The sequence below is a fragment of the Actinomadura mexicana genome (assembly GCF_900188105.1).
GTDB lineage: Bacteria > Actinomycetota > Actinomycetes > Streptosporangiales > Streptosporangiaceae > Spirillospora > Spirillospora mexicana.
Genome location: NZ_FZNP01000002.1, coordinates 598,299 through 613,701 on the forward strand (window position 1 = coordinate 598,299; position 15,403 = coordinate 613,701).

The following is a 15,403-nucleotide window of genomic DNA, read 5'->3' on the forward strand; positions in this document are numbered from 1 at the left end:
CCCCGTTCAGCGGTGGCTGCGGTGCGCGGTCTCAGGGCCGATGACGCGCAGCAGATCGAGGGACTCGATGCTGTCGGTCCCGGGCGGCGGCGTGAAGACGAAGAGCCGCTGGTCCTCGGCCGGCGTCAGCAGCGCCTCGGTGTCGAACTCGATAGGGCCGATCTCCGGGTGCACGACCTTCATCCGGCTGGTGCGCTCGACGGCGACCTCGTGCCGGTCCCAGACCCGGGTGAACTCGTCGCTGGCCGCGTGCAGCCGTTCGACCAGGGCGGACGCGGCCGCGTCGTTGCCCCGGCGCGCGACGGCCGCGCGCAGCTGGGCGACGTGCCGGCGGCCGTGCGGCTCGTGCTCCTCCTCCGGGTACGCCTCCCGGACGAACGGGTCGGTGAACCACCGCCACACGATGTTGCGGTCAGGCTCCTCCACCGTGCAGACACATCCGAACAGGGTTTCGGCCAGCGCGTTCTGCGCCAGCAGGTCGCCCAGGTCGCCGATGATCTGCGCCGGCGTCTCGTGCAGCCGGTCCAGCAGGTACAGCATGCTCGGCCGGACGTACTCGCCCGCGAGCGGCCCGGCGGGCGGCCGGTGGCCGGCGAGGACGTACAGGTGGTCGCGCTCGTCGATCGTGAGCCGCAGCGCGCGGGCCAGCGCGCCGAGCAGCTGCGTGGACGGCTGCGGGCTGCGGGCCTGCTCAAGGCGCATGTAGTAGTCCGCCGACATGCCGGCGAGCAGCGACACCTCCTCGCGGCGCAGCCCCGGCGTGCGGCGCCGGGGGCCCGCCGTCAGCCCGACCTCCTGCGGGCGGAGCCGCTCGCGGGAGCGGCGGAGGAAGTCGGCGAGCTGCTTGCGGTCCATCTCCATGCCTCCATGATTACGCCCCGTCCGGAATGTCCGTAGCTCTGAGACTGGGATCGGTTGTCCTAGCCAAAGCCGTCCGCTCCTCATCGCGGCCGGGCGCTGGCAGGGTCGACGGCGTCCAGGAAGAACATCGAGAAGGACGGCCCGTCATGCCGAAGCTCACCATAGGAAACGCCACCGTCCCCTACCGCGTCGAGGGTTCGGGGCCCGCTCTCGTCCTCGTGCACGGCGTCGGACCCGGCTCGGGCATGTGGGACCAGCTGCTCGACCGGTTCACCGACCACCGCACCGTCGTCCTGCCCGACCTCTCCGGCAGCGACCCCGCCGAGGACGACGGCTCGCCGATCACTATCGAGGCGCTCGGCGCGCAGGTCAACGCGGTGATCGAAGACGCGGGCGCGGGCCCGGCCGACGTGGTCGGGTTCTCGCTCGGCGCCCCGACCGCCGCGGCGGCCGCGGCGCTGCGGCCCGACCTCGTCCGGCGGCTGGTGCCCGTCGCGGGGCTGTCCCACTCGGGCGACGAGTACGTCCAGCAGCACATGACCCTCTGGCTGGGTCTCGCCGGCGACCCGGAGAGCTTCGGGCGGTTCGCGACGGTCACCGCGTTCAGCCGCGCGTTCCTCAACCAGATCGGGCACGACGCGGTCGAGCAGCAGCACGCGTTCATGGTCCTGAACGACGACCGGCTGCGGCAGATCGACCTGGTCAGGCGGCTCGACATCCGGCCGCTGCTGCCCCGGATCGCGGCGCCCACCCTGGTCATCGGGGCGACCCGCGACCAGACGATCCCCGTGCAGAACCATCGGGAGCTGTTCGCGGGCATCGGCGGCAGCGAGTACGCCGAGCTCGACACCGGCCATGTGGCGATGGCCGAGCGGCCCGACGAGTTCGTCGAGCTCGTCCGGGACTTCTTCGAGCGTCCCTGACCGCCGCGCCGGGGGCCGCTCAGCCAGGTGCCGCGGATACCGGGCCGGGCGGACCCTGGTTACCGTGCATGCGCCGGGCACCATGGGAGACATGCGTCCCATCGATCAGCAGACCATCCTCATCACGGGCGCGACCGACGGGCTCGGTCGCGCCCTGGCCGCCGAACTGGCCGCCGAAGGGGCCACGGTCCTCGTCCACGGGCGGAACGACCGGCGCGGCGAGGCGACCCTCCGGGAGATCGGCGGCAGGGCGTCCTGGTACCGCGCCGACCTGTCCTCGCTGGCCGAGGTCCGCGCGCTCGCCGAGGCCGTCCGTGCCGACCATCCGCGCCTGGACGTCCTCGTCAACAACGCGGGCATCGGCATCGAAGTCGACGGCCCCCGGCAGGAGAGCGCGGACGGCCACGAGCTGACGTTCCAGGTGAACTACCTGTCCGGTTACCTGCTCACCCGCCTGCTCCTCCCCACCCTGATCGCCTCCGCGCCCGCCCGGATCGTCAACGTGAGCAGCCTCGGCCAGCACCCCATCGACTTCGACGACGTGATGATCACCCGCGGGTACACCGGGATGCGGGCGTACTACCAGAGCAAGCTCGCCCAGATCCTGTTCACCTTCGACCTCGCCGCCGAACTGGCCGGGACGGGCGTCACCGCGAACGCTCTGCACCCGGCCACCTACATGCCGACCAAGATAGTGGTCACGCCGATCAGCACCATGGAAGAGGGCGTCCGCGCGACCCACCGCCTCATCGCCGACCCCGCCCTGGACACCGTGTCCGGCCGCTTCTTCGACGGGCTCCAGGAAGCGCGCGCCGACGCCCAGGCCTACGACGCCGACGCCCGCGCCCGGTTGAAGGCCCTCTCGGACGAGCTCACGTCCCCCTGAACCAGCACGGTCTCTGAACCAGCACGGTCTCTGAACCAGCACGGTCTCTGAACCAGCACGGTCTCTGAACCAGCACGGTCTCAGACATGCGCGGCCTCCCAGATCGGACGGGCCTCGACCCGCGTGATGCGCCATCCATCCGCCGTCCGGACGGCGCGCAATTCGTAGCGCTCGCCGAGCAGGCGCACGCCGTCCTCCCGGGCGAAGACCACCAGGAGGTTCGCGCCGATCGCGGCATGGTCGCCGTCCACGTCGATGAGCGGGTCGGTGATGAAGTGCTGGGTCGGCACCGTGTGGTTCCGGCGCGCCTGCGCGACGAGGGCGTCCACCCCTCTCGCCACACCGCCCGGCGTGTGCGCCTCGGCGTCTTCGGCGAAGATGGCCCGCCCGTCACCGGGGCTCTTGTCGTCCAGCCACCGCCCCAGACGGCTGACCAGGGCGGATAGTTCGGCACGAGTGTCCACGGCTTCTCATTTCATTGGTATCGCCAATGTTGGCATAGCCAACAATAAACGATCGTTGGCTGAACCAACAAGCCCTAGACTGGACCGCATGACGACGTCCGACGACCGGACGCCCACGCGGCTCCGGCGCACCCCGAGCTGGCTGATCAACCTGGCCTCCGCGCACAGCCACCGCCTGCTCGCCGAGGGATTCACCGCGGCCGGCGCCCGCGGGTACCACTACCGGCTGCTCGCCGCCCTGGACGAGTACGGCCCGTCCAGCCAGGCCGACCTCGGCCGCCGCACGGGCATCGACCGCAGCGACGTGGTCGCCGCCCTGAACGAACTGACCGCCAAGAACCTGGTCGACCGCTCCCCCGACCCGGCCGACCGGCGCCGCAACGTCATCACGCTCACCCCGGAGGGATCCCTCCACCTGGAGGAACTGGAGAAGGTCCTCACCCGCATCCAGGACGACCTGCTCGCGCCCCTCGCGCCGGACGAACGCACCCGGCTCACCGAACTGCTCGTCCGCCTCGTCGACCACCACGCGGAGAACCGCCGGCCCTGATAATCGCTGGCGATCGTTGGGACGTCCAACGTAGAGTGACCGCCCCCCAACCTGAGGAGCCGCCCGTGCCGCCCGCCATCCGCCTCGCCGAACTACCGCCCGCCGCGATGAAGGCCCTGCTCGATGACGACCTGGAGGGCGCCGGCGCGGTCGCCGGGGTGCCCCTGACCGACTACTTCATCACCGGCGACGCGAAGTACCTCTGGCGCTTCCGCCTCGCCCAACTCGACCGCGACCCGTCTCACGCCCCCTGGATCGTCCGGGCCGCCGTCACCGAACCGGAGGGCGTGGTCGTCGGCCACGCGGGCTTCCACGGCGCCCCGGACGAGAACGGGACCGTCGTGATCGCCTACTCCGTCGACCCCGCCCACCGCCGCAAGGGCTACGCCCGCGCGATGCTCGCCGCCCTGCTGGCCCGCGCCGCCGCCGAACCGTCCGTCACCACCGTCCGCGCCACGATCAGCCCCGACAACGAGGCGTCCTTGGCCACCATCGCCGGCCAGGGCTTCACCCACATGGGCGAGCAATGGGACGAAGAAGACGGCCGAGAACTGATCTACGAGCGCCCCGCCCGCTGAAGATCTTCAGAACGCTCCGGCCCCCGGCGGCCAACACCGCAGCTCAGCGGTCTTTGGTGGCCTGTTCGACCTTCCGTCCCCCCCAGGCGCCGTCGTCGACAGCGCCGCACGACCTTTCGGCGGGCGATACCGCCGCTTGCGGCGTTAGGCTCGCGGGGACGGGCACCGGGGGGAGACGCACCGCGAATCGGATGGGGGCCTGATGGAGAGCCGAGAGCTACGCGAGTTGCAGCGGCCGCTCAAGGAGCGCTACCGGGAGGATCCCGGATCCGCCGTGGTGACCTTGAGCGCCTCCGGGACGCTGGAGGACGGCGTCACCTGCTCGGTGGAGACGGGACGGGCGCTGGCGGTGGCCGGGCTGCACCCGGCGGCCGGCGGCGACGGCACCCTGCTGTGCTCCGGCGACATGCTCCTGGAGGCGCTGGTCGCCTGCGCCGGGGTGACGCTGCGCTCGGTCGCGACGGCCCTTGAGCTGGACGTCCACGGCGGGACGGTCAGCGCGGAGGGCGACCTGGACTTCCGCGGGACGCTCGCCGTCGACAGGGAAACGCCCGTCGGCTTCCGCGCCATCCGGTTGCGGTTCGAACTCGAGACCTCCGCCTCGGAGGAGGACATGGCCACGCTGCTGCGGCTGACCGAGCGGTACTGCGTCGTGCTGCAGACCCTGGCGTCCTCCCCCGAGCTCACGGTGACCTCCCGCGCCGGCTGAGCACGTCCCACCGGCCCCGAGCCTCGTCGGCCTACAGGGACCCTCCTTCGCGCTGGCGGCTTCCGCGAGCGTGGCGGATGGAACGGTCGGACGCTCCGCTCGGGGCTCCCTCCACCCCCGGGCTCGGTCGCCGGTCCGGGCTCCAGGCCGGGATGGTCGCGCAGCCAGGTCTCCGCGCGCCTGCGCGACGCCTGCGACAGCCACGCGTCCTGGACGACCTCGGTGAGTTCCCGCAGCGTGAGCTCGCCGAGGCGGCTCGCGACGGTCGTCTGCCCGCATGCCGGGCAGCGTACCCGGGCGCCCCCTCTCAGACCCGCCCCGAAAGGCACCGGCCCCTCCGCGCGGCGCATGCCGGTCGGCGGAGCCCACGCTGATCGTCAGGGCTGCTCCCGGCGCGTCCGTCCTGCAGGGCGATCTCCGCTTGGAATGCCGGGAAGCATCACGAGGGGGCGGGCCCGGAGCGGTCAGGAGCTGAGGACCTCGCGCTCGATCTGCTCGAACTGCGCGCCCATCGCCTCGGCCAGCGCGGTGGCCCCCGACAGCGGGCGCACCATGACCGTCAGCTCGTCGATCAGGCCGTCCTCGTCGAGGTGGAGGAAGTCGCACCCGTGCACCTCGCGGCCGTTCACGGTCGCCTGGAACATGAGCGCGTGGTCGCGGCCGTCCGCGCCGGCGATCTCCCGCACGTAGCGGATGTCCTCGAACACCCGCGCCGCGGCTCGCACGATCGCCGCCGTGATCGCCTTGCCGTGGTACGGCTTGAACACGACCGGGCTGGTGAACACGGCGTCGTCGGCCAGGAGCCCTGCGATCGCCGCCGTGTCCCCGTCCTCCACCGCCCGCCTGAACGGATGCATGCGACACCCCGAGTTATCCAACTTGTTGAATAGGTGCAAATTACACTAGCCGGGTCGCGGGAGGCCGTCCACCGGGCGGCGGCGTGGCGACGATCACGGGCCGATACGCTCGGACCATGTCGTTGCGGAACGCGGTCCTGGCCACGCTTCTGGAGGGCGAGGCGTCCGGGTACGACCTGTCCAAGAGCTTCGACGCCGGCGTGGCCAACTTCTGGATGGCCACTCCCCAGCAGCTCTACCGGGAGCTGGACAAGATGGCCGCCGACGGACTGATCCAGGCGCGGGTCGTCCAGCAGGAACGCCGCCCCAACAAGCGCCTGTTCTCCCTCACCGAGGCCGGCCGCCGCGCCCTGCACGAGTTCACCGCCAGGCCCCCGCGCCCCGGCGCGATGCGGGAGGAGCTGATGGTGCAGGTCCAGGCCGTGGACGCGGGGGACGTCGAGGCCGTCATGGCCGCCCTCCGCGAGCGCCGGACCTGGGCCGAATCCAAGATCGCCCGCTTCGAGCGGCTCCAGGCCCGCTTCCTGAACGGCCGTACCGAAGCGGAGTACCTGGCCACCGCCGACAGGATCGGCCCCTACCTCACCCTCATGCGCGGCCTGGCGTTCGAGCGCGAGAACCTCCGCTGGTGCGAGGAGACCCTGACCATCCTCGACCGCCGTACGACGAGCCACCCCCTGAAAGGCTGACCGGGTCCAGGCGCTCCTGCGTCCGAGCCCCGCCCCCGGACCGGTCACCGTCTCGGGGCGGCGCGCTGGTGCTCGGACAACACGGTTGCCGCCGGCCGCACAGCACCCCGCCGTCTCAGGCGGGAAGGGGCTCAGCGCAAGCAAAGGGCGGATAGGTCTCGCCGACCGTCCGCTCAGCGGCGTCGATGTAGCCGGTGAGGGCGTTGCGGGATCGAGCGAGCCTCTCCATCTGGTCGTCCAGTCGCCGCAGCCGTGTCCGCATCGCGACCAGCAGCTCGGGACACCCGAGCAACTCCGGGGTCTCCCCGGCCGCGCAGGGCAGCAGATAGGCGATGTCCTCAGACGACAGTCCGGCGCCGAGCAGGTGCCGGATCTGCTTCACCCGCAGTACGGCGGCGTCGCCGTACTCGCGGTAACCGTTCGCGCCGCGATCCGCCTCCAGCAGGCCCTGCGCCTCGTAGTAACGCAGCTGATGGGCCTTCACGCCCGTCCGGCGGCTCAGCTCTCCGATCCTCATCGCATCCTCACTTGACCTTCAGACCGGTATCAACGTTGACGATGCTGCCATGGACGACAACACCGACATCCCCGTGACGGTCATCGGACTCGGCCTGATGGGCCGGGCACTGGCCGGCGCGTTCCTGAAGGCCGGACATCCCACGACCGTGTGGAACCGCACGACCTCCAAGGCCGACCAGCTGGTGGCCGAAGGCGCACGACTGGCGCCGACGGTCGGCGACGCGATCAAGGCGGGTTCCTTGACGATCGTCTGCCTCACCGACTACCAGGTCATGCGCAAGGTACTCGACGCGAGCGAGCTGGACGGCACCACGCTGGTCCATCTCAGCTCGGGCAGTTCGGCCCAGGCCCGGGAGGCCGCCCGATGGGCCGAGGGGCGCGGCGCCCGTTACCTGGACGGCGCCGTCATGGCCGTCCCGCCGGTGATCGGGACCGCCGAGGCGGTGATCCTGCACAGCGGGCCGCGACCGGACTTCGAGGCGCACGAGGCGACACTCGGCGCGCTCGGCACCGTCACCCATCTCGGCGAGGATCCCGGGCTGGCCTCCCTCTACGACGTGGCCGGCCTGGCCATGATGTGGAGCGTCCTGAACGCCTGGCTCCAGGGCACCGCCCTGCTCGGGACGGCCGGTGTCGACGCCGCGGCATACGCGCCGTTCGCGCAGCAGATCGCCGCGGTGGTGGCCGGATGGCTTCCCGGATACGCCGAGCAGATCGACCGCGGCTCCTTCCCGGCCGAGGTCTCCGCCCTGGAGACCGACGCGCGGGCGATGGCGCACCTGCTCGAGGAGAGCGAGGCGGCGGGCGTCGACGCCGGGCTGCCGAAGCTGATCAAGGCGATGGCCGACCGCTCGATCGCCGCCGGACACGGGGCGGAGCAGTACCCCGTCCTGATCGAGGAGTTCCGCACCCCCCGAGGAGCCTGACCGCTCCCGCGATGACTGCGCTGTGAGGAGGACGCCGCCCGCACGGCGGGCCCGGGCGGAGGGACCTACCGGGCCCGCCCGGCCACGCCCAGGCCCACCTGCGTGTTCAGGGGTGGAACGCCCGCCGCGCCGCCGAGCGACCCCATGTCTTGGAGTTGCTGAAGCGCTCGGGAGCCCGTATCACCGAGGCGCGTTACTGGGCCATGTCGACGAAGCGGCTGTAGTGGCCCTGGAAGGCGACCGTGACGGTGGCGGTGGGGCCGTTGCGGTGCTTGGCGACGATCAGGTCGGCCTCGCCGGCGCGCGGTGACTCCTTCTCGTAGGCGTCCTCCCGGTGCAGCAGGATCACCATGTCCGCGTCCTGCTCGATGGAGCCCGATTCGCGCAGGTCGGACACCATGGGCTTCTTGTCGGTCCGCTGCTCGGGGCCTCGGTTGAGCTGGGAGAGCGCGATGACCGGGACGCCCAGCTCCTTGGCGAGGAGCTTCAGCGAGCGGGAGAACTCCGAGACCTCGACCTGGCGGCTCTCGACGCGCTTGCCCGACGTCATCAGCTGCAGATAGTCGATGATCACCAAACGCAGGTCGTGCTGCTGCTTGAGGCGGCGGCACTTCGCGCGGATCTCCATCATCGACATGTTCGGCGAGTCGTCGATGAACAGCGGCGCCTCGGCCACCTCGCTCATGCGCCGGGCGAGGCGCGTCCAGTCCTCGTCCTGCATGGTGCCGGACCGCATCGCGTGCAGCGCCACCCGCGCCTCCGCGGACAGCAGGCGCATCGTGATCTCGTTGCGGCCCATCTCCAGGCTGAAGAACGCCGAGGCCAGCCCGTGCTTGATGGACGCGGCGCGGGCGAAGTCGAGGGCGAGCGTCGAGTTGTGCGTCGGGATGCAGGAACGCCCCGCCAGGTACATGTGGTCGTCGTTGTCGACCTGGACGCACCGCACCGGCACGCTCTCGACCGGCCGCACATCCACGATGTACCGCACCCGCGTCTCCGGATGGACGCTCGCGCGCTGCCGCGCCGCCTTGCGCGGGAGCCGGAACACCGTCTCGGCGGGGACGAAGCCCATCTGCCAGAAGTCTTCACCGGCGGGGTCTGCGGTCATGGCGACGTCATGGCCGAGGCTGACGAGCAGCTCGCGCATGTCGCCCGCGAGGCGTGCGGACGTGACGGCGACGTCGACACGGCCGTCCGTGGAGATGTGCCCGCAGACGTCGAGCAGCCCGGCGAGCAGCGCCCGTCGCTGGGCGGCTGAGGCGCGCAGGTAACGGGACGGGATGCGCTTGCCGCCGAGGAGAGCGAGCGAGGCAAGCCGCTCGCGCACGCCGGACAGGAGATGGCACCCGAAGAGCGGCTCCGCGGCGACCTCCTGGCCGGTGGCCTCGATCTGGGTGATGACGGAGCCGTCCAGGCAGGTGATGCGGGCGTCGTCATCGTCTCCTGCACCGAGCCAGGCGCCGAGGACGTAGGGGTCGAGCGGCAGGTCGGCCTCGGGGAGGTCGAACGGGGCGGCGAACTCCACGGCGCGGCGGGGGCCTCGGTCCAGGGCCGCGAAGATCTGCTCGGTCGTCTCGATGCGGTGGACGGTCTCGCCTGCGTGCGGCGAGGCGGTTCCGTGGTCTTCCGTGGTGCCGGCTCCCTGGGACGGTGAAACCGAGGCCGCCTCGCCAGGGCTCACCCCCGAGGAGCGGACGGTGGCGTGGACGAGTGCGGCGTCGCGCGAGTCGAAGTGGTTCGTCTCCTGAGGCACGACGGGGCACGCGTCGTCGGTGAGGCGACGCGTGCGCGGCCCGGACCTGCCTCCCATGCCCGCGGTCGCGCTAAGCCGGGCACTCCCGTGACCTGCGAGAGGACCGCGGCAGGCGGCTTCGGCGACCGTGGAGGAGGACTGCCGGGCCTCGCCCGCGGTCGGCCGCCGGCCGGGCAGGCCGAGCGCTTCCCGGGAGACGCTCTCTTCGGTGGTGGTGCGCCACTGGTGTTGGGCGTCGGCGACGACGACCTCACCGTCGGAGAACTCGATCTCGTAGCAGGGGCGGCCGTGCATCACCTCGGTCGCCGCGACCACGCGGGTCGGCCTCCCGTCGGCTCCGATCAGATGGTCACCAACGGACACATCGCCCATGGTCGACCACCCCAGAGGGGTCGGAAGTGGGACATCTACGTTCAAAGCCTTGCCCATCGCGGGGCGCGCGGCGACGACGATCATCTGGCCGGGGTGCAGGCCGTTGGTGAGGGCGTCCAGGTCGGCGAAGCCGGTGGGGCAGCCGACCATCTGGCCGCCGCGGCTGCCGATCGCCTCGATCTCGTCCAGGGCGCCGGGCATGATCTCGCTCAGCGCGACGTAGTCCTCGCCGGCGCGCTTCTCGGCGATGGCGAAGACCTCGGCCTGGGCGCGGTCGAGGACCTCGTCGGCGTCGGCGCCGTCGGCCGCGTAGCCCATCTGGACGATGCGGGTGCCGGCCTCGACCAGGCGGCGCAGGATCGCGCGCTCGTGGACGATCTTGGCGTAGTACCCGGCGTTGGCCGCGGTGGGGACCGAGGAGATCAGGGTGTGCAGGTAGGGGGCGCCGCCGATGCGGCCGATCTCGCCGTTCTTGGTGAGCTCGCCGGCGACGGTGACGGCGTCGGCGGGGTCGCCGCGGCCGTAGAGGTCGAGGACGACGTCGTAGATGATCTGGTGGGCGGGGCGGTAGAAGTCGGGAGTGCGCAGCAGCTCCACGACCTCGGCGATGGCGTCCTGGGAGAGCAGCATGCCGCCGAGGACGCCCTGCTCGGCCGAGATGTCGTGCGGGGGGGTGCGCTCGAACTCATGCTCCTGCGGCCCGATATCCGCAACGCTCATCGCCACACCCCCTTCGTCCTGGCCCGCCGGCGGCCCCGTCCGCACATCGCCGACCGTTCACCTCACGTCTATCTGTCGCATCGGACATTCTCGCGAGGGCACGCCGCCGCGGGCAAAGCGGCCTGTGGACAAGCCTGTGGATGACTTGTGCAGACACGCGGGTCAGGTTGTGCACGACCTGTGGACAAGTCTGTGGATTCTTCGGGGACGGCACCCGGACCTCCCCACTGAGCTGCGACAACCTCGTCCACCGGGTGTGCGGAAAAGAAAGTGCGCCGACGCGGGCCATGTAAGGCTTCTATTTCGTTTGCGAGTTACACGCTGGTAGCCTCGGCGCGATGACGACCCCCCGGCGGCTCGCGACCGCGCACGACCGCGAGATCCTGCGCCTCGCCGTGCCGGCCTTCGGCGCGCTCGTCGCCGAACCCCTCTTCCTGCTGTCGGACTCGGCCATCGTCGGGCATCTCGGCACCGCGCAACTCGGCGGGCTCGGGGTCGCCGGGCAGGCTCTGAACACGCTCGTCTACCTCTGCGTCTTCCTCGCCTACGGCACGACCGCGGGCGTGGCCCGCCAGGTGGGCGCGGGGGACCTGCGGGGGGCGATCAGGCAGGGGATCGACGGCATGTGGCTCGCGATCGCCATCGGCGCCGTGCTGATCGTGGCGGGCTGGCCGCTGATCCCCTGGATCGTGGACGCCTTCGGAGCGTCCCCGGGCGTGGCGCCCTATGCCGAGACGTACCTGCGGGTGAGCCTGTTCGGGATCCCGTCGATGCTGGTCGTCCTGGCCGGGACGGGCGTGCTGCGCGGCCTCCAGGACACGCGCACGCCCTTGCTCGTGTCGATCGGCGGCTTTTCGCTGAACCTGCTGCTGAACGTGGTGTTCGTCATCGTGCTGGGGTGGGGGATCGCCGGATCCGCGTGGGGCACCGTCCTCGCGCAGACCGGCGGCGCGGTCGTGTACGTGGCCGTGGTGCTGCGCGCGGCGCGGCGGCAAGGCGCCCTGGTCCGCCCCGACTGGGACGGGCTGCGGACGTCCGCCACGGCCGGATTCGGGTTGCTGGTACGGACGGCGGCGCTGCGCGTCGTCCTCATCGTCGGGACGTCGATCGCGGCGCGCATGGGGGACCCGGAGATCGCCGCTTACCAGGTCGGCTTCCAGGTGTGGACGTTGCTGGCGTTCGCGCTCGACGCCATCGCGATCGCCGGGCAGGCCATCACCGGGCGTTACCTGGGCGCGGCCGACATCACCGCCACGCGGGCCGTCACGCGCCGGATGGTGGGGTGGGGCGTCGGCTGCGGCGTCGTGTTCGGCCTGGCCGTCCTCGTGATCCGGCCGTGGCTGCCCGCCCTGTTCACCTCCGACGGCGACGTCCGGAACCTCCTGCTCGCCTCGCTGCTCCTCGTGGCGGTGCTGCAGCCGGTCGCCGGGGTGGTGTTCGTCCTGGACGGCATCCTGATCGGGGCCGGCGACGGCGCCTACCTCGCCGTGACGACGCTGGTCGCGACGGCCGTCTTCCTGCCCGCCGCCCTCGTCGTCCACCGGACGGACGCGGGCCTGACCGGCCTCTGGGTCGCGATCGGCCTGTGGATGCTGACCCGGATGATCACGCTGAGCCTGCGCGCCCGCGGCGACCGCTGGATGGTCACCGGCGCCGTCCGCTGACACCGAAACGCGGCACGGCCGGCCACCGCCATGGCCCCCGCCCGAGCGGACCGGACGGTGACGATCAGCAACCCGTCATCCGGGCGGGTCTCCTCCGCATGGCCGTCCCCGGCCCTGCGGACCAGACCGTGATCGGGGCGTACACGATCGGTCAGGTCCGATTCTCGGATCGCCGCCGCATCGCCGGTCACTCCCGCTACTATTCGAACATGTGTTCCACACATGGCGAGCGGATGGCCCGGCTGACTCAGGCGATCGACGACCTGGCGGCGGAGGGCCTCGCCGGCCTGCCCCCCGAGGCCCTGGTCGAACGGGTGGCGGGCATCTGGTCGCTCGTCGAGGGCATCGACCCCGAGATCGCCCGGCGCCGCACCCGCTACACGATGCCCGAGACGTAGCGGCTCAGCCCAGCTCGTCGAGGGGCGGCAGCAGCGGCGACAGGATCGACCCGCCGTCGGTACCGCCCTGGTCCGTGGAGCTCTCGTCCGTGGAGCTCTCGTCCGTGGAGCTCTGGTCCGTGGAGCTCTGGTCCGACGTGCCCTCCAGGCGCTCCGCCACCGAGCGCCGCAGCTGGGGCAGCCGCGCATAGAGGACGTCCCCGGGGCACGAGGTGCTGTTGTAGTCGCGGTGACCGACGATGGCCTCGGACGGGTCGAGGCCGTACTTCTGGCAGAGCCAGACGCACACCTCCGTCAGCGATCTCCACAGGGCGCCCGGCACCGCCGCGGACATGTAGGTGCCCTCGTTCTCGATACCGATCGTGTGCTGGTTGTGGTGGAGGACTTGCGCGCCGATGGCGAGGCCGCCCGACCGGATGGCCTTGAGGCTCCGGTTGCGGCCCTCCATCACGGCGCCGCCGCGGCTGATCGTGAGCTGCTGGCCCGTGTCGTCCCAGCCGTTCCGGTTCATGTGGATGTTCTGGATGGCCCGCGACAGGGCGAACGCGTGGGCGAGCGAGCGGTCCCGCGCGTTCACCGTCGCCGTGTGGTGCACGATGATGTGGTCCGGCGGCCGGTCGGCCACTTCGGCCGCGCGCCTGGGCGCCCTCGCGTTCCACTGCGCCCGCGTGTACACCTGCGGGGCGTCGGCAGTGAACAGCACACGGCCGTCGGCCCCCCGGTACGGCCCGGCCGCAAGATCCTCCGCCATGGCCTCATTCTGGCGGGACGTCCCCAGGGGCAGCACCTCCAGCAGCCCGGCCCCCATGACGCCGCCGATGACCGCCCTGCGTGTCACTGCTCCGCCCGTGCACCGCCGGTCGTGCGCGCCCTCCCCCGAATGCGCGATCACCACCGCCCCCCTTCGTCCCGCGACACTATGATCACGGAACGTGATCGCCGCAAAGCTGATCACTCAAACACACGGCGATTCACGGTCGTATTGCGAGAAACCCCAACAATTAAGGCCCTCGCAAACGCCGGCGGATCCCGCATCTCCGGCCCCCGCGGTCAGGTCCGAAGACGAGTTCCGGACTGCGTGACAACGCCGACGACCCCCGGCCCTGAGCGGGTCCGGGGGTCGTCGGGTGTGGTCGTGCGTCAGGCCTCGAGGACGTTGACGTCGATCGTGGCGTTGACGTCGCTGTGCAGGCGCACGCTGACCCGGTGGGTGCCGACGGTCTTGATCGGGTTCCCGATCTCGATGCGGCGGCGGTCCAGGTCGGGGCCGTTGGCGGCGCGTACCGCCTCGGCGATGTCGGCGGCCGTGACGGCGCCGAACAGGCGGCCGTTGCTGCCGGTGCGGGTGCGCAGCGTCACGCGCAGCCCGCCGAGCCGGTCGGCGACCTCGCGGGCGTGCTCGACGGTCGCGATCTCGCGAGCCGAACGCGCCTTCTTGATCGACTCGACTTCCTTCTCGGCACCCCGGGTCCACTTGATCGCGAACCCGCGGGGGACGAGGTAGTTGCGGCCGTAGCCGTCGCGGACGTCGATGACGTCACCGGGCTCGCCGAGCCCGGTGACCTGCTGGGTCAGGATGAGCTTCATGTTCTTTACCCCCTGCCTCAGCGCGCGGTGCTGGTGTACGGCAGCAGCGCCATCTCGCGGGCGTTCTTGATCGCCGTGGCGACGTCCCGCTGGTGCTGGGTGCAGTTGCCGGTCACCCGCCTGGCACGGATCTTGCCGCGGTCGGAGATGAACTTCCGCAGCAGGCCCGTGTCCTTGTAGTCGACGTAGGAGATCTTCTCCTGACAGAAAACGCAAACCTTCTTCTTCGGCTTGCGGGGAGGTGGCTTCGCCATCGTGGTGCTCCTTTGGGAGAGCCCCGCTCACGCGGGAATGGACGTGTACTTGTTGTCTTTTGGTCGTACCGGAGCGGCGGACTCAGAAGGGCGGGTCGTCGGAGAACCCGCCGCCGCCACCGCCGCCACCGCCGCCACCGCCGGTGGCCCAGGGGTCGTCGGCCGGAGCGCCGCCCTGCTGGCCGCCGCCGAAGCCGCCGCCCTGCTGGCCGCCGCCGCCGAAACCGCCGCCGCCCTGACCGCCCTGGCCGCCCTGGCCGCCGCCGCCGAAGCCGCCGCCGCCGCCCTGACCGCCACCGAAGCCGCCGCCACCGCCGCCGCCCTGCCGCTGGGTCTTGTTGACCTTGGCGGTGGCGTTGCGCAGCGACGGGCCGACCTCGTCGACCTCGACCTCGAAGACGGTGCGCTTCTCACCCTCGCGGGTCTCGTAGGAGCGCTGCTTGAGGCGTCCCTGCACGATCACCCGCATGCCGCGCTGCAGGGTCTCGGCCACGTTCTCGGCGGCCTGCCGCCAGACGTTGCAGGTCAGGAAGAGCGCTTCGCCGTCCTTCCAGTCGCCCGCCTGGCGGTCGAAGAACCGCGGGGTCGAGGCGAGGCGGAACGACGCGACCGCCTGGCCGCTAGGGGTGAAGCGCAGATTCGGGTCCTCGACGAGGTTCCCGACGATCGTGATTACGGTGTCGCCTGCCATGG

At 71.4% G+C, this 15,403-nt stretch carries 18 protein-coding genes; 9 read left to right on the forward strand and 9 right to left on the reverse strand.

Annotated elements, in window-relative coordinates; genetic code table 11:
- Positions 1–6 precede the first annotated feature (6 nt).
- On the reverse strand, positions 7–861 hold the full coding sequence (locus CHC11_RS07135) for a helix-turn-helix transcriptional regulator (RefSeq protein WP_245918842.1): 855 nt from the start codon (positions 859–861) through the stop codon (positions 7–9).
- Positions 862–1,007: 146 nt separating this feature from the next.
- Here CHC11_RS07135 and CHC11_RS07140 point away from each other — a divergent pair, with 146 nt between their 5' ends.
- Together CHC11_RS07140 and CHC11_RS07145 are read left to right on the forward strand one after the other, a co-directional pair.
- On the forward strand, positions 1,008–1,784 hold the full coding sequence (locus CHC11_RS07140; protein WP_089310766.1) for an alpha/beta fold hydrolase: 777 nt from the start codon (positions 1,008–1,010) through the stop codon (positions 1,782–1,784).
- Positions 1,785–1,875: 91 nt separating this feature from the next.
- Positions 1,876–2,670, forward strand: coding sequence for an SDR family NAD(P)-dependent oxidoreductase (locus CHC11_RS07145; RefSeq protein ID WP_089310767.1), 795 nt, complete (start codon positions 1,876–1,878; stop codon positions 2,668–2,670).
- Positions 2,671–2,750: 80 nt separating this feature from the next.
- Here the strand turns inward: CHC11_RS07145 and CHC11_RS07150 are convergent, their stop codons facing one another.
- Positions 2,751–3,134 (reverse strand): nuclear transport factor 2 family protein, encoded by a 384-nt coding sequence (locus CHC11_RS07150; protein ID WP_089310768.1) that lies wholly within the window; start codon positions 3,132–3,134, stop codon positions 2,751–2,753.
- An 88-nt stretch (positions 3,135–3,222) separates the two neighbouring features.
- Here CHC11_RS07150 and CHC11_RS07155 point away from each other — a divergent pair, with 88 nt between their 5' ends.
- The 3 genes from CHC11_RS07155 to CHC11_RS07165 all read left to right on the forward strand — a co-directional run bounded on the left by CHC11_RS07155 (position 3,223) and on the right by CHC11_RS07165 (position 4,971).
- On the forward strand, positions 3,223–3,684 hold the full coding sequence (locus CHC11_RS07155) for a MarR family winged helix-turn-helix transcriptional regulator (RefSeq protein WP_089310769.1): 462 nt from the start codon (positions 3,223–3,225) through the stop codon (positions 3,682–3,684).
- Between the two features lie 65 nt (positions 3,685–3,749).
- The gene (locus tag CHC11_RS07160; RefSeq protein ID WP_245918844.1) at positions 3,750–4,262 is read left to right on the forward strand and encodes a GNAT family N-acetyltransferase; all 513 of its coding nucleotides are present in this window, start codon (positions 3,750–3,752) and stop codon (positions 4,260–4,262) included.
- A 202-nt stretch (positions 4,263–4,464) separates the two neighbouring features.
- Positions 4,465–4,971 (forward strand): OsmC family protein, encoded by a 507-nt coding sequence (locus CHC11_RS07165; protein ID WP_089310770.1) that lies wholly within the window; start codon positions 4,465–4,467, stop codon positions 4,969–4,971.
- A 464-nt stretch (positions 4,972–5,435) separates the two neighbouring features.
- Here the strand turns inward: CHC11_RS07165 and CHC11_RS07170 are convergent, their stop codons facing one another.
- Entirely contained in the window at positions 5,436–5,828 is a 393-nt protein-coding gene (locus CHC11_RS07170) for a nuclear transport factor 2 family protein (RefSeq protein WP_089310771.1), read from the reverse strand.
- Between the two features lie 116 nt (positions 5,829–5,944).
- Here CHC11_RS07170 and CHC11_RS07175 point away from each other — a divergent pair, with 116 nt between their 5' ends.
- Complete coding sequence (locus CHC11_RS07175; protein WP_179278727.1) at positions 5,945–6,517, forward strand: PadR family transcriptional regulator; 573 nt, start codon at positions 5,945–5,947, stop codon at positions 6,515–6,517.
- A 115-nt stretch (positions 6,518–6,632) separates the two neighbouring features.
- On the opposite strand, the gene CHC11_RS07180 is transcribed toward CHC11_RS07175, so the two are convergent.
- The gene (locus CHC11_RS07180) at positions 6,633–7,034 is read right to left on the reverse strand and encodes a MerR family transcriptional regulator (RefSeq protein WP_089310772.1); all 402 of its coding nucleotides are present in this window, start codon (positions 7,032–7,034) and stop codon (positions 6,633–6,635) included.
- Between the two features lie 49 nt (positions 7,035–7,083).
- On the opposite strand from CHC11_RS07180, the gene CHC11_RS07185 reads away from it, so the two are divergent.
- Positions 7,084–7,962, forward strand: coding sequence for an NAD(P)-dependent oxidoreductase (locus tag CHC11_RS07185; RefSeq protein WP_089310773.1), 879 nt, complete (start codon positions 7,084–7,086; stop codon positions 7,960–7,962).
- 193 nt (positions 7,963–8,155) lie between these two features.
- Here CHC11_RS07185 and dnaB read toward each other — a convergent pair whose 3' ends face one another.
- Positions 8,156–10,807: a replicative DNA helicase gene (gene dnaB, locus CHC11_RS07190; RefSeq protein WP_089311086.1), complete on the reverse strand. Its 2,652-nt coding sequence runs from the start codon at positions 10,805–10,807 to the stop codon at positions 8,156–8,158.
- Positions 10,808–11,145: 338 nt separating this feature from the next.
- On the opposite strand from dnaB, the gene CHC11_RS07195 reads away from it, so the two are divergent.
- On the forward strand, positions 11,146–12,471 hold the full coding sequence (locus tag CHC11_RS07195; protein ID WP_089310774.1) for an MATE family efflux transporter: 1,326 nt from the start codon (positions 11,146–11,148) through the stop codon (positions 12,469–12,471).
- A gap of 209 nt (positions 12,472–12,680) precedes the next feature.
- Positions 12,681–12,869 carry a hypothetical protein gene (locus CHC11_RS07200; protein ID WP_089311087.1) on the forward strand — a complete coding sequence of 63 codons (189 nt, stop codon included), beginning with the start codon at positions 12,681–12,683 and terminating at the stop codon, positions 12,867–12,869.
- Positions 12,870–12,873: 4 nt separating this feature from the next.
- Here CHC11_RS07200 and CHC11_RS07205 read toward each other — a convergent pair whose 3' ends face one another.
- The 4 genes from CHC11_RS07205 to CHC11_RS07220 all read right to left on the reverse strand — a co-directional run bounded on the left by CHC11_RS07205 (position 12,874) and on the right by CHC11_RS07220 (position 15,401).
- Positions 12,874–13,620, reverse strand: a complete 747-nt coding sequence (locus CHC11_RS07205) for a peptidoglycan recognition protein family protein (protein ID WP_425427291.1) — start codon at positions 13,618–13,620, stop codon at positions 12,874–12,876.
- Between the two features lie 389 nt (positions 13,621–14,009).
- Complete coding sequence (rplI, locus tag CHC11_RS07210) at positions 14,010–14,456, reverse strand: 50S ribosomal protein L9 (protein WP_089310775.1); 447 nt, start codon at positions 14,454–14,456, stop codon at positions 14,010–14,012.
- 17 nt (positions 14,457–14,473) lie between these two features.
- On the reverse strand, positions 14,474–14,710 hold the full coding sequence (gene rpsR, locus CHC11_RS07215) for a 30S ribosomal protein S18 (RefSeq protein WP_019631633.1): 237 nt from the start codon (positions 14,708–14,710) through the stop codon (positions 14,474–14,476).
- 82 nt (positions 14,711–14,792) lie between these two features.
- Positions 14,793–15,401, reverse strand: a complete 609-nt coding sequence (locus tag CHC11_RS07220) for a single-stranded DNA-binding protein (RefSeq protein WP_089310776.1) — start codon at positions 15,399–15,401, stop codon at positions 14,793–14,795.
- Positions 15,402–15,403 lie beyond the last annotated feature (2 nt).